Genomic DNA, 13457 nt, shown 5'->3' with positions numbered 1-13457 from the left:
GAGGCGTTGCGAGGGCCGGAGATTCACCAGCCGCGTTCGGCGAGGCGGTGCGGCTCCGGGACGTCGTCGACGTTGATCCCGACCATCGCTTCGCCCAGGCCACGCGAGACCTTCGCGAGCACGTCGGGGTCGTCGTGGAAGGTGGTGGCCTTGACGATCGCGGCGGCGCGCTCCGCGGGGTTGCCGGACTTGAAGATGCCGGAGCCGACGAACACGCCTTCGGCGCCGAGCTGCATCATCATCGCGGCGTCGGCGGGGGTCGCGATCCCGCCCGCGGTGAACAGCACGACCGGGAGCTTGCCCTTCTCCGCGATCTCCTTGACGAGCTCGTAGGGCGCCTGAAGTTCTTTCGCCGCAACGAAAAGCTCGTCCTCGGGCAGCGAGGTGAGGCGGCGGATCTCGGCACGGATCTTCCGCATGTGCGTGGTCGCGTTCGAGACGTCGCCGGTACCGGCCTCGCCCTTCGACCTGATCATCGCGGCGCCCTCGTTGATGCGGCGCAGCGCCTCGCCGAGGTTCGTCGCACCGCACACGAACGGCACGGTGAACGCCCACTTGTCGATGTGGTTGGCGTAGTCGGCCGGGGTAAGCACCTCGGACTCGTCGATGTAGTCCACGCCGAGCGACTGGAGCACCTGCGCCTCGACGAAGTGCCCGATGCGCGCCTTCGCCATGACGGGGATGGAAACGGCTTCGATGATGCCGTCGATCAGGTCGGGGTCGCTCATCCTGGCGACACCGCCCTGCGCCCTGATGTCGGCGGGCACGCGTTCGAGCGCCATCACGGCGACGGCGCCGGCGTCCTCGGCGATCTTCGCCTGCTCGGCGGTGACCACGTCCATGATCACCCCGCCCTTGAGCATCTCGGCCATCCCGCGCTTGACGCGGGCGGTGCCGGTCGCGGCGGGGGTTGCGGTGGGCTGGACGTCAGACACGGCAAGGGCCTTTCTGGGAAGAACTGCGGTCCATTCGATGCTACGTCGGCTTTGGACCGGTGCCACAGGCCAGTACAAGCCGATCTCAGCAGTCCACTTATCGGCAGTTCTCGTCCGAGGGGGTGCGACCGCGCGCTCGGTCTTGCCCACACCGGGTGACGGGTGTGTGATCGGGGACACAAGGCGCCCGTCAACGGTGGACGCGCCATCGATCGAGCCACGGACGTGCGCGAACTCGCGGGGCCCTCCCCCGCCGAGCCGAGGAGCCGTCATGGCTGACAAACAGGCAAGGAGTACCGAGTCCGGGGCCGCGGTCGCTGTCGACGACCCGGCCAAGGTCCGCAACGTGGTGCTGGTCGGGCCGTCCGGCTCGGGCAAGACCACGCTGACCGAAGCGCTGCTCGCCGCGTCCGGGACGGTGCCGAGGGCTGGCTCGGTCGTCGAGGGCACGACCGTGTGCGACCACGATCCCGCGGCGGTGCGGCAGCAGCGTTCGGTCGGGCTTTCGGTGGCACCGCTGCTCCACGGCGACGTCAAGATCAACCTCATCGACACCCCCGGGTACGCGGACTTCGTCGGCGAACTGCGCGCGGGCCTGCGCGCGGCGGACGCGGCGTTGTTCGTGGTCTGCGCGGCCGAGGGCGTGGACGCCGCGACCGCCGCGGTATGGGCCGAGTGCGCCGCGGTGGGCATGCCGAGGGCCGTGGTGATCGCCAGGCTCGATCACGCGCGCGCCGACGCCGACGCGGAAATCGCCGCGTGCCAGGAAGCGTTCGGCGCGGGCGTGCTCCCGCTGTACCTTCCCGCGAGCGGCGGGAAACCGGGGCTCATCGGCCTCATCACGCGCCGCTACTACGACTACGCGAACGGGCTCCCCGCCACCGTGACCGATCCCGACGACGCCGACCTCGACCGGATCGCCACCGCCCGCGACGAACTGATCGAAGGGATCATCGCCGAGAGCGAGGACGAGACCCTGATGGACCGGTACCTCGCGGGCGAGGACATTGCCGAGGCCACGCTCATCTCCGATCTCGAAACCGCCGTCGCCCACGGCAGCTTCCACCCGGTGATCCCGGTGTGCGCGACCACCGGCGTCGGGCTCACCGAGGTGCTCGACGGCATGGCGCGCGCTTTCCCGTCCCCGCTGGAACATCCGCTGCCCGAGGTCACCGCGCCCGACGGCTCGGCGCACGCGCCGCTGAAGGCCGATCCGGACGGACCGCTCGTCGCCGAGGTCGTCCGCACCGCCGCGGACTCCTACGTCGGCAGGGTTTCGCTCGTGCGCGTCTTCTCCGGCACGCTGCGGCCGGAACGGCCCGTGCACGTTTCGGGCCACGGGCTCGCCGAGCGCGGCCACGAGGACCACGACGCGGACGAGCGCGTGGCGCACCTGTACTCGCCGCTCGGCGCGAACCTCCGCGAGGTTTCCCATTGCGTGGCAGGCGATCTGTGCGCGCTGACGAAGATCGGCTCGGCCGAGACCGGCGACACGGTGTCCTCACCGGACGATCCGATCCTGATGCGCCCGTGGACGATGCCCGAGCCGTTGCTGCCGGTCGCCGTCATCGCGAAGACGCGCAGCGACGAGGACACGCTCGCGCGCAACCTCGCCAGGCTCGTGGCGGGCGATCCGACGCTGCGGCTGGAGCGCAACGCGGAAACGAGCCAGCTCGTGCTGTGGTGCATGGGCGAAGCGCACGCCGACGTCGTGTTGTCCCGGCTGCGGGCGGGCGGTGCCGACATCGACACCGAGCCGGTCCGGATCTCGTTGCGGGAAACCTTCGCGGGCCCGGCGAAGGGGCACGGGCGGCACGTCAAGCAGTCCGGCGGCCACGGCCAGTACGCGGTGTGCGATATCGAGGTCGTGCCGCTCGAACGCGGTGCCGGGTTCGAGTTCGTCGACAAGGTGGTCGGCGGCGCGGTGCCGCACCAGTTCATCCCGAGCGTGGAGAAAGGCGTGCGTGCCCAGCTCGCGCGCGGGCTCGCCGACGGGCACCCGGTGATCGACGTCCGGGTCACGCTCGTGGACGGCAAGGCGCACAGCGTCGACTCCTCGGACGCGGCGTTCCAGACCGCGGGCTCGCTCGCGTTGAAGGACGCCGCCGCGAACGGGCGCATCCGGCTGCTCGAACCGCTGGAGGAGGTCGTGGTCATCGCGCCGGACGACCACCTCGGCACCGTGCTCGGCGATCTTTCCTCGCGCCGGGGCCGGGTTCTCGGCACCGAAGCCGTCGCCGAGGGGCGCAGCGTCGTCAAGGCGGAGGTCCCCGCGACCGAACTGCTGCGGTACGCGATCGACCTGCGCTCGCTGACCTCGGGCACCGCGACGTTCACCCGGCACCACGCCCGTTTCGAACCGCTCCCGGAAGGAGTGCGCACCTGAGGCACCGCAAGGGGTTTCCGGCGGGATCGCGGCGGAAACCCCTTGTGCGGGAAACCCTTGTGCCGGAAACCTCGCGTCGGAAAACCTTGCGCCGCGCCGAAACTGTCGGCCCCTCGCGGTAATGTTGAATCAAGGGCTCCCCTTGGCGCGCGAACGGATCCGTTCGCCCGATTCCGGGGTCGTCAGTGCACGGGGAAGTCGAAGCCGCCCGGCCTGCCGTTGCGGTTCGCGAGCAAGCCCGCCAGCGTCGCGATCGCGATCTCGGGCGGCGTTCGCGAGCCGATGTTGAGCCCCACGGGCCGGTGCACCCGCGCGATCCCCTCGTCCGGCACGCCGAGCGCCCGCAGCGCCTCGACGTGCGGACCGGGGTGGCGCGGGTTCCCGAGCACGCCGATCCAGCGCGCGGGCTGCGCCAGCGCGGCGCGCAGCAGCTCGCCCAGTTCCGGGCGGTGGTGGTCGGTCACGACCACGTCGGCGCGCTCGTCGAGCGCGGGGATCGCGGTGGTTTCGCCCGCCGGATCCACCAAAACCGTTTCGTAGCCGAGGTCTTCGGCGTAGCGGAGCAGGTACGCGGCGACCGGGGAGTCGAAGACCGCGACGAGCACGCGGTCCGCGGCGGACGACGCGGCTCCGCCGTGGGCGACGGCGCAGGGATCGGTCATGCCCGCAGTGTGTCAGACCTCGGGTTCGGCGATCTCGAAGTACTCGGGCAGCGGCGCGGTGCCCGCGAGCCGGAAGTAGCGGACCTTGCGGCGCCGCCGCAGCGCGAGCGTGTCCCGCACCGCGTCGTTGTGCACCCGGCGCGCGATCACCACGCGGTGCTCGGCGTCGGTCAGCTCGTCGGCGAGTGGTTTCGGCAGGTCCTCGCGCCGGACGAGGGCGAGCAGGCGCGTCAGCTCGTTCTCCTCGGCTTCCCGCTCACCACGAGGGGCCTTTTCGGCGGTTTCCGCGGCCACGCTCAGCGTCGACGCTTCTTCACCGCTCAACGCGCCCGCGGCGACCGCGCGGGCGACCACGGCCCGGCGCGCCAGGGCGGCGTCCAGCGCGGCCCACGCGGCGTCGGTGCGGACGTGCAGGCGATCGAGCCGGTTCGCCGTCGCGACGAGGAACAGCCCGCTGAGCACGACCACCAGCGCGGCGAGCGCGACGACCAGCGCGAACCCGCTCACTGCGCGGCTTCCGGCTGGTCACCGGCGCTCACCCGGCGCGGATCGGCCGCCACCGCGGCCTCGTAGACGCGCAGCACCTGCGTCGCCACGACCGGCCAGTCGAACATCGCCACCCGCTCCCCCGCCGCGGCCGCGAGCGACGCCCGCCGGGTCGGATCGCCGAGCAGCTCCGCGAGCGCGTCGGCCAGCGCACCCGCGTCACCGGTGGGCGTGAGCACCCCGGCGTTCCCGTCGTCGAGCACCCGCCGGAACGAATCGAGTGCGCTCGCGAGCACCGGCGTGCCCGCGGCCATCGCCTCGGTCAGGATCATGCCGAAGCTCTCGCCGCCGGTGTTCGGCGCGCAGTACACGTCGACGCTGCGCAACGCGCGCGCCTTGGTCTCGTCGTCGGCCTGGCCGAGCAGTTCGATGCGCGAAGCGAGTTCGGGGCCCGCTTCCCGCTTCAGGTCGTCGCCGTCGCCGCGGCCGACCACCAGCAGCCGCAGTTCGGGGAAGTCCGGCAGGATCCGGCGCAACGCGTCCAGGAGCACGGCCATCCCTTTGCGGGGCTCGGTGAACCGGCCGACGAACCCGACGGTCCCGCCTGCCCTCGGGTACCCGTCGAGCGGGACGGCGCGGGAGAAGAACTCGACGTCGACGCCGTTGGGGACCTCCACCGCGTCACCGCCGGCGTGCTCGACCTGGACGCGGCGCGCGAGCGCGGACACCGCGATCCTGGCGGTGATCTTCTCCAACAGCGGCCGCAGCACCGGCTGGAACGCGGACAGCGTCCGCGAGCGCGGCGTGGACGTGTGAAAGGTCGCCACGATGGGACCGTCGGCGACCTTGAGGGCGAGCATGGAAAGGCTGGGCGCGGTGGGCTCGTGCAGGTGCAGCACGTCGAAGGCGTTCTCGCGCAGCCAGCGGCGCACGCGCGCGTACGAGACCGGGCCGAACTGCAGGCGCGCCACCGATCCGTTGTAGGGGATGCCGAGCGCCTTGCCCGCCGGGTGCACGAACGGCGGCAGGTCCGCGCCTTCGTCCGCGGGCGCCAGCACCGAGATCTCGTGCCCGCGCGCGAGCAGCGCCTTGGCAAGGTCCATCACATGGCCTTGCACACCACCGGGGACGTCGAGCGAATACGGGCAGACGATCCCGATCTTCATGCGCCTTCCGCCTCCCCGAGGCGGGCGGGCTCGGGGTCGGCGAAGTCCGAGAGCCAGAACTTCTGCAGCATGTGCCAGTCGGTGGGGTGCGCGGCGATGTCGCCGGCGAACACGTCGGCCAGCGCCTGTGTGGCAGCGGGGACCTCGGTGCGGTGATTGACCCTGATCCGCGGGTGCAGGCGGAGCTGCCAGCCGTCCTCGGTGTACCAGCAGCCGACCGGGATGAGCGCGGCGCCGGTGGTGGCCGCGAGCCTCGCCGGGCCGGGCGCCATTTTGGTCTGTTCGCCGAAGAAGGTGACCTCGAGGCCGCCGGGGGTGAGATCGCGGTCGCTGAGCAGGCAGACGACCTTGTTCTCCCGCAAACGCTGCAACAGCAGGCGAAACGCGGCGCTGGACCCGGTCAGCGGCATGATCTCGAACCCGAGCGATTCGCGGTAGGCGACGAACCGCCGGTACAGCGACTCCGGTTTCAGCCGCTCCACCACGGTGGTGAACCGCCCGGAGTGGGAGTTGAGCCAGACACCCGCGACGTCCCAGTTGCCGGTGTGGGCGAGCGCGAGCACCGCGCCGTTGCCCTCGGCGAGCGCCGCGTCGAGATTTTCCACCCCGCTGACGGTCTGCCACACGTTGTCGGCGACCTTCTTCAGGTTCATCGACGGCAGCCGGAACGCCTCGTGCCAGTACCGCGCGTACGAGCGCATCGCCCGGCGGGTCAGGTCGTCCAGCTCGGTGTCGTCCGCCTGCGGGACGACCCGCGCGAGGTTGCGCCGGAGCTGCTGCACCCCGGCTCCCCCTCGGCGCGCGGCGATGTCCGCGCCGAGCGAGAACGCGGCCCCCGGCACGAACCGGCTCAACCGCCAGCCCGCCGCGTAGCTGAGATCGGCGACGCGTTCGGACAGACCACTCATGTCCGTTCCCCCTCCCCTCGTCCTTCGACGCGCTCCCGTGCCGACCTGGCCACCTCGAGCAGGCGCTGCAGCAAGGTGATCACCGACAGCACCGCGAGCAACCACAAGGACACTTCGACCGCGTACGGCACGCCGAGCCCGTGCAGACCGGTTCCGACGAGCGCGATGATGAGCCGCTCCGCGCGTTCGACGAGACCGCCGTCCGCCTCCAGCCCGGACGCCTCCGCGCGCGCCTTCACGTACGAGATGACCTGGGCCAGCACCAGGCAGATCAGGGCGGCGGCCGCGGCGCGGTGGTTCTGGTCGTGCACAAAACACCACCAGGCGATCGCGGCGAACAGGGCGCCGTCGACCAGCCGGTCACAGGTGGCGTCGAGCACCGCCCCGAACGGCGTGCCGTGCCCCCTCGCCCTGGCGATCGCCCCGTCAAGCAGGTCGAGCATCGCGAAGCCCCACACGGTGAAGGTGCCGGTGAGCAGCCAGCCGTTGGGGAAGAACACCAGCGCGCACGCGATCGCGCCCGCGGTGCCGAGAACCGTCATCACGTTCGGGGTGAGACCGGCGCGCAGCAGCGCCGCGCCGATGGGATCGGTGACGCGGGAGACGGAGGCACGCGCGAAGATGTTGAGCATCGGTCCTGGCGAAGATGAGCGGACGGGGCGTCCGAAGCCTATAAGGCGGCACTCCGCGTCCCGTTACGCACTGTCCCCGGCGCGCCGGGAGCCTCGTCCGCCTCGCATTCCCCCGCCTGCCGGCAGGCCTCTTCCTCGGCCGCCTTCGCCGCCTCGCACCGGGGCGCGAGCTGCCCGAGAACGGCCGCGCTGATCTCCCCCAGCGCCGTGACCTGCTCGGGGGTGAGCGCGTCGAACAAGCCCTGCCGGACGGCCTCGACGTGCCCGGGAGCGGCGGCTTCGAGCACCGCGAAGCCCTCGGTGGTGAGCGACGCCCAAGCGCCGCGCTTGTCGGTGGGGCACGATTCGCGCCGGACCCAGCCGTTGGCTTCGAGCCTGGCGACGGCGTGCGAAAGACGGCTCCGCGACGAACGCGACGCTTCGGCGAGCTCGCTCATCCGCAGGGTGTGGCCTGGCGCCTCGGACAGCTTGACCAGCACTTCGTAGTAGGTGTGCGGCATCCCGGACTCATGCTGGAGCTGGCCTTCGACATGTGCCCGGAACATGTCGAAGGCCGCGGAGAAGTCGCGCCACACGCGCTGCTCGTGCTCGCTGAGCCAACGGGGAGATTCCGGCATGACACCCATAGTACTCCTGGTTGAGCACTCAACTAAACTGCGCTACAGTGATTGTTGAGGGCTCAACCAAGTGAACGCCCCGTGAACTTCAGCCATGCCGATCGAACCAGGAGCACCGAACACATGAGCACGTCCACCACCAACCTGCCCGGGTACGTCGCCTCGACCTGGACCATCGACCCGGTGCACTCCGACGTCGCCTACAGCGTCAAGCACCTCGGGATCGCCAAGTCCCGCGGCAACTTCACCGCCTTCTCCGGCGAGGTCGTCACCGCCGAGAACATCCTCGACTCGAAGGTGACCGTCGAGATCGACGCCGCCTCGGTGGCCAGCGGCAACTCCCAGCGCGACGACCACCTCCGCGCGGCCGACTTCTTCGACATCGAGAACCACCCGACCATCACCTTCCGCTCGACCGGTATCCGCGAGGACGGCGGCGACTACGTCATCGACGGCGAGCTGACCTGGCGCGGCGCCACGGTACCGGTGTCGCTCAACGCGGAGTTCAACGGCGTGAACCCGAACCCGGCGAACGACAACACCGACACCCTCGGCGTTTCGGCGGAGACCACGGTCAACCGCCGCGACTTCGGCGTCGGCCCGGAAGGCAACGCCTTCCTGAGCGAGAAGGTCAAGATCGAGATCGAACTGCAGGCCGCGAAGGCCTGAGCTAGCGCTCGTGCCAGGCCCCTGCCAACAGTTCGCGGGTCTGGCCCAGCAACTGGGGCAGCACCTTCGTGTGGCCGACGACCGGCATGAAGTTGGCGTCGCCGCCCCACCTCGGCACCACGTGCTGGTGCAGGTGGGCGGCGATGCCGGCGCCGGCGATCACGCCCTGGTTCATGCCGATGTTGAACCCGTGCGCGCCGGACACCGCGCGCACCACGGTCATCGCCCGCTGGGTGAACTCGGCGAGTTCGACCGTCTCCTCCGGGGTCAGGTCGGTGTAGTCCGCGACGTGCCGGTAGGGCACCGCCATCAGGTGGCCGGGGTTGTACGGGTACAGGTTCAGCACCGCGTAGACGAGCTTCCCCCTCGCCAGGATGAGCGCTTCGGCGTCGTCGCGCTCGACGAGGCGGCAGAAGGGGCAGCCCTTCGGCTCGTCCCCGTCCGCCTTGTCCGCGCCCTGCACGTAGGCGAGGCGGTGCGGAGTCCACAACCGCTGCAGCGCGTCCTCGACCCCGACCCCGTCCTGCGCCTCGAACTCCTGCTCACTCACCGAGCACGGCCTCCAGCGCCTCCGCGGTCGGCGACGCGTTCTCACGCCGCCGCACCCAGTCGACGATCGCGTCCACGGCGGCGGTCACCGGGACGCCGTTGATCTGCCCGCCGTCGCGGAAGCGGAACGACACCGCGCCCGCGTCCGCGTCCTTCGCCCCCGCCAGCAGCATGAACGGCACCTTCTGCGTGGTGTGGGTGCGGATCTTCTTCTGCATGCGATCGTCGCTCGCGTCGACCTCGACGCGGATTCCCTTGTCCCGCAACGCTTTCTCGACGCCGCGCAGGTACTCGACCTGATCCGCGGTGATCGGGATGCCGACCGCCTGCACCGGCGCCAGCCACGCCGGGAACGCGCCGGCGTAGTGCTCGGTCAGCACGCCGAAGAACCGCTCGATCGACCCGAACAGCGCGCGGTGGATGACCACCGGCTGCTGGCGCGAACCGTCCGGCGCGGTGTAGGCGAGCTCGAACCGCTTGGGGTGGTTGAAGTCGAGCTGGATCGTCGACATCTGCCACGACCGGCCGATCGCGTCCCGCGCCTGCACCGAGATCTTCGGCCCGTAGTAGGCCGCGCCACCGGGATCGGGCACGAGTTCGAGCCCGGAGTCGACGGCGGCCTGGCGGAGCGTCTCGGTGGCCTCCTCCCACTGCCAGTCCTCGCCGATGAACTTCGGCGAATCGTCGCGAGTGGACAGTTCGAGGTAGAAGTCCGAGAGCCCGTAGTCGGCGAGCAGGTCCAGCACGAAGTTCAGCAGCGACCGCAGCTCGCCCGGCGCCTGCTCCGGGGTGCAGTAGATGTGCGAGTCGTCCATGGTCAGCCCGCGCACGCGGGTGAGGCCGTGCACCACACCGGACTTCTCGTACCGGTACACCGCGCCGAACTCGAACAGCCGCAACGGCAGTTCGCGGTAGGACCGCCCGCGCGAGCGGAAGATCAGGTGGTGCATCGGGCAGTTCATGGCCTTGAGGTAGTAGTCCTCCTCCTCGAACCGCACCGGCGGGAACATGGTGTCGGCGTAGTACGGCAGGTGCCCGGAGGTGTAGAACAGCCCGGCCTTGGTGATGTGCGGGGTGTTCACGAACTCGTAGTCCGCGTCCTCGTGGCGGCGGCGCGAATAGTTCTCCAGTTCGCGGCGGATGATGCCGCCCTTGGGGTGGAACACCGGCAGCCCGGAGCCGATCTCCTCGGGGAAGGAGAACAGGTCCAGCTCGGCGCCGAGCTTGCGGTGATCGCGCCGCTCCGCCTCGGCGAGCCGCTCCAGGTAGGCGTCCTGCGCCTCAGCCGATTCCCACGCGGTGCCGTAGATCCGCTGCAGCTGCGGGTTGTTCTCGTTACCGCGCCAGTACGCCGCGGCGACGCGGGTCAGCTTGAACGCCGGGATGTACTTGGTGGTCGGGACGTGCGGGCCGCGGCAGAGATCGCTCCACACGCGCTCCTTGGTGCGCGGGTCGAGGTTGTCGTAGCTGGTGAGCTCGCCAGCGCCGACCTCCATCACCTCCGCGGTGTCCACTTCGGACTTGAGGTCGACCAGTTCGAGCTTGAACGGCTCGTTCGCCAGCTCCTCCTTGGCCTCCTCGACCGAACCGAGCACCCTGCGGGAGAACTGCTGCGAGCCCTTGATGATCTGCTTCATGCGCTTTTCCAGCGCCTGCAAGTCTTCCGGGGTGAACGGGGTGTCCACCGCGAAGTCGTAGTAGAAGCCGTCCTTCACCGGCGGGCCGATGCCCAGCTTCGCCTCGGGGAACTGCTGCTGGACGGCCTGGGCCAGCACGTGCGCCGCCGAATGGCGGATCACGCTGCGCCCGTCGTCGGTGTTCGCGGCGACGGCTTCGACCTCGGTGTCCGCCTCGGGGCTCCAAGCGAGATCGCGCAGCTTGCCCTCGGTGTCACGGACCACGACGATCGCGTCCGGGCCCTTCCCCGGCAGGTCCGCGGCCCGTACCGCGGCACTCGCCGTAGTCCCCGCTGGCACCACCACGCGCGGGGCGGGCACGGCTGCGGTTGCGGGCGAGAGGGACACGATGGGCTCCTAGAGCACGAGATCACGAACTGTTGACCCGGTGAATGCTAGCCGCCACCAGCACGGCGCCTCGACCGCATTCCCCGTGCCCGTCGACGGGCGCCCCGGCGAGGTGGCCCCTGCGGGAGGTCGGGTGATCCGTACCCGATGCCCCGAAGGCGACTTTCGGGGAACTGGACGCCCTCAAGGTCCCTTTCGGGGCACGTGCGTCGCGGGCGGTCGAGCGCACGAGGGGCGTCCAGCCTCCCGAAGGCCACCTTCGGGGACTCCAGCGCCGCTTTCTCGGCCCTCGCGGGCGTGCGGCCGGAGCTGAGCATGCCCCGAGGGTGGCCTTCGGGGCGCAAGACGCCACGATCGCACCCCTCGCGCGCTCGGCGGCCGCGAGCCCTCATGCCCTGGCCTTCGGGGCATCAGGGAAATGCAGCTCCCGGGAAACGGGTCAGACGGTTTCGACGACCTCGTCGTAGTCGAGGCGGGGCAGGCGGTCGAACCACGGGTTCTCGCCTGGCTTGCCGACATTGATCACCACGAGGGACTTCCAGCCGTTGTCCGCGAAGAACTCCTTGTCGAGGCCCTCGGCGTCGAACCCGGTCATCGGGCCCGCGGCGAGGCCGGCGGCACGCACGCCGATGATGAAGTAGCCCACCTGCAGCAGCGAGTTGAGCCTGGCGAACTCGTGCCGGGCGCCGGCGTCGCCGAAGAGGTCCTTGGCGTCCGGCTTGTGCGGGAAGGTCTTCGGCAGGTTCTCGTGGAAGTCGGGGTCGGCGGCGAGCACCACGGTGACCGGGGCGGTGCCGGTCTTCGCGCGGTTGCCCTCGGCCATGTGCGGCAGCAGGCGGGCCTTGCCCTCGTCGGAACGGATCACCAGCGCGCGCAGCGGCTGCGTGTTCATCGAGGTCGGCGCCCACTTCACCAGGTCGTAGATCGCCTTCACCTGGTCGTCGCTCACCGGCTCGCCGCTGAAGGTGTTGGCCGTGCGGGCTTCGCGGAACAACAGGTCCTGGACGTCACCGGGCAGCTGGAGCGAAGAAACGGTCGAGGTCATGGATCGGCACCTTTCGAGTCGGGCGTTCTGCCGATCACCAACATAGTTGAGCCCTCTACTATTTCGCTCTCAACTACTTCTCCGTGTGTAGCGGATCACACGGGCGGGAACCGCATGGTCGCCTCCAGGTCGATCCGGACGGTCTTCTCGTCGCCGGGGGCTTCGCGCGTGCGCAGCGCGATCAGCCCGAGCCGCCACGCCGAGTACACCCCGCCGACGGTCAGCAGCCACGGCACCGCGGCCACCGGCCAGCCGAGCACCAGCGCGGCCGCCGCGAGCCCCAGCCCCACGACCGAATCGACCAGCCGCACGGCGAACACCGTCCGCGCGAGCTTTCGCGCCACCACTTCGGTGACGTACGGCAGCCCCACCGCCCAGACCGCGAGGTACGCGACCCAGCCCAGCAGCAGCACCGGATCGACCGGCTGCCCGGTCAGCAAGGTGCCCAAGGGGTGCGCGAACACCGTCAGCACCAGGCCGCCCAGCACGGTCGCACCGGTCAGCAGGACCGCCGCGCGGCGGGCGAGGCCGTGGTCCGCGCGCCCCTTCCGCTCCCCCGCCGCGAACCCGGCGAGCAGGAACCCGCCCGCCCCGTTGACGACCACCTGCAGCGGCGCGATCAGCAGGCGCCCGGCCTCCAGCATGCCGACTGCGGTGAACGAGACCAGGTTCGCCACGAGCACGCGGGCGGCGAGCTGCGCGGCTGGCCGCAGCGTCGCGTGCAGCGACCGCCAGCCCGCGAACGCCGCGACCTCGGCGAGCCCCGCGAACCCCGGCCGGACGCCGCGGCTTTCCGACGGCGGCACCTGCGCGAAGCCGAGCGCGATGGCGGTGATCGTGCCGACGCCCATCGCGGCGAACAGCATCGGCAGCGTGACCGGAGCGCCGGTGGCGAACCACGCGCCGAGCGCGACGGCGGTGCCGAGCAGGTACCCGGTGTCGTTCCAGACGAGCTTCCAGAACTCCTGGCGCGCGATCAGCACCCTGCGGAAGGTCTCCTCGACCAGCCAGCCGACGAGCATCACGGCGTAGAGCAGCGCCGCGACGTAGTCGCCGTGCCGCAGGACCAGCGAGGTGACGAGCCCGGCCGCGAAGCACAGCGCGAGGCCGATCAGCGCGCTCGCCGACAACGCCGACCGGATCCGCGGATCGCGGCGGTCCAGCACGGCGAGGCTGTCGCCGACGTAACCGGTGTAGAGCGCGGTAGCGCTGACGAGCACGGCGAGGTACACCGCGAACGCCCCGTACTCCGCGAGCCCCAGCGCACGGGCGGCGAGCACCTGCAGCAGCAGGCTCGTGCCCGCCGTGATGCCCTGCGACAGGACCGGCGCACCCAGCCTGCCGAGCAAACCTCGCAGTGCCCGGAGTCCCGCCAACG

General features: G+C 70.7%; 13 protein-coding genes. 2 read left to right on the top strand and 11 right to left on the bottom strand.

Annotated features, from left to right (window positions below):
* Nucleotides 1-23: 23 nt before the first annotated feature.
* Nucleotides 24-935: a pyridoxal 5'-phosphate synthase lyase subunit PdxS gene (gene pdxS / locus HUW46_RS38470; protein WP_215543607.1), complete on the bottom strand. Its 912-nt coding sequence runs from the start codon at nt 933-935 to the stop codon at nt 24-26.
* Between the two features lie 271 nt (nt 936-1206).
* Between pdxS and HUW46_RS38465 the strand changes: the two genes are divergently transcribed.
* Entirely contained in the window at nt 1207-3321 is a 2115-nt protein-coding gene (locus HUW46_RS38465) for an elongation factor G-like protein EF-G2 (RefSeq protein ID WP_215543606.1), read from the top strand.
* Between the two features lie 182 nt (nt 3322-3503).
* On the opposite strand, the gene HUW46_RS38460 is transcribed toward HUW46_RS38465, so the two are convergent.
* From HUW46_RS38460 to HUW46_RS38435, 6 genes are read right to left on the bottom strand one after another with little or no spacing between them, the layout of a single operon-like run.
* The gene (locus HUW46_RS38460; RefSeq protein WP_215543605.1) at nt 3504-3983 is read right to left on the bottom strand and encodes an XdhC family protein; all 480 of its coding nucleotides are present in this window, start codon (nt 3981-3983) and stop codon (nt 3504-3506) included.
* A gap of 12 nt (nt 3984-3995) precedes the next feature.
* Nucleotides 3996-4490, bottom strand: coding sequence for an NUDIX hydrolase (locus HUW46_RS38455; protein ID WP_215543604.1), 495 nt, complete (start codon nt 4488-4490; stop codon nt 3996-3998).
* Nucleotides 4487-5635, bottom strand: a complete 1149-nt coding sequence (locus tag HUW46_RS38450) for a glycosyltransferase family 4 protein (RefSeq protein WP_215543603.1) — start codon at nt 5633-5635, stop codon at nt 4487-4489. The genes HUW46_RS38455 and HUW46_RS38450 overlap by 4 nt, the downstream gene beginning before the upstream one ends.
* Nucleotides 5632-6543, bottom strand: a complete 912-nt coding sequence (locus tag HUW46_RS38445) for a phosphatidylinositol mannoside acyltransferase (protein WP_215543602.1) — start codon at nt 6541-6543, stop codon at nt 5632-5634. Before HUW46_RS38445 ends, HUW46_RS38450 begins: the two co-directional genes overlap by 4 nt.
* The gene (gene pgsA, locus HUW46_RS38440) at nt 6540-7175 is read right to left on the bottom strand and encodes a phosphatidylinositol phosphate synthase (protein WP_215543601.1); all 636 of its coding nucleotides are present in this window, start codon (nt 7173-7175) and stop codon (nt 6540-6542) included. The genes HUW46_RS38445 and pgsA overlap by 4 nt, the downstream gene beginning before the upstream one ends.
* A gap of 38 nt (nt 7176-7213) precedes the next feature.
* Nucleotides 7214-7801, bottom strand: a complete 588-nt coding sequence (locus tag HUW46_RS38435) for a MarR family winged helix-turn-helix transcriptional regulator (RefSeq protein ID WP_215543600.1) — start codon at nt 7799-7801, stop codon at nt 7214-7216.
* Between the two features lie 114 nt (nt 7802-7915).
* Here HUW46_RS38435 and HUW46_RS38430 point away from each other — a divergent pair, with 114 nt between their 5' ends.
* Nucleotides 7916-8461 (top strand): YceI family protein, encoded by a 546-nt coding sequence (locus tag HUW46_RS38430; RefSeq protein WP_215543599.1) that lies wholly within the window; start codon nt 7916-7918, stop codon nt 8459-8461.
* 1 nt (nt 8462) lies between these two features.
* On the opposite strand, the gene HUW46_RS38425 is transcribed toward HUW46_RS38430, so the two are convergent.
* From HUW46_RS38425 to HUW46_RS38410, 4 genes are all read right to left on the bottom strand, one after another.
* Entirely contained in the window at nt 8463-9011 is a 549-nt protein-coding gene (locus tag HUW46_RS38425; RefSeq protein WP_215543598.1) for an HIT family protein, read from the bottom strand.
* On the bottom strand, nt 9004-11034 hold the full coding sequence (gene thrS / locus HUW46_RS38420) for a threonine--tRNA ligase (RefSeq protein WP_215543597.1): 2031 nt from the start codon (nt 11032-11034) through the stop codon (nt 9004-9006). Before thrS ends, HUW46_RS38425 begins: the two co-directional genes overlap by 8 nt.
* A gap of 439 nt (nt 11035-11473) precedes the next feature.
* Nucleotides 11474-12079 carry a malonic semialdehyde reductase gene (locus tag HUW46_RS38415; RefSeq protein WP_215543596.1) on the bottom strand — a complete coding sequence of 202 codons (606 nt, stop codon included), beginning with the start codon at nt 12077-12079 and terminating at the stop codon, nt 11474-11476.
* A 95-nt stretch (nt 12080-12174) separates the two neighbouring features.
* On the bottom strand, nt 12175-13455 hold the full coding sequence (locus HUW46_RS38410) for a hypothetical protein (RefSeq protein WP_254125357.1): 1281 nt from the start codon (nt 13453-13455) through the stop codon (nt 12175-12177).
* Between the last annotated feature and the right edge of the window lie 2 nt (nt 13456-13457).

The sequence above is a fragment of the Amycolatopsis sp. CA-230715 genome (assembly GCF_018736145.1).
Lineage (GTDB): Bacteria > Actinomycetota > Actinomycetes > Mycobacteriales > Pseudonocardiaceae > Amycolatopsis.
This window is presented reverse-complemented; position numbering and strand designations above follow the sequence as displayed.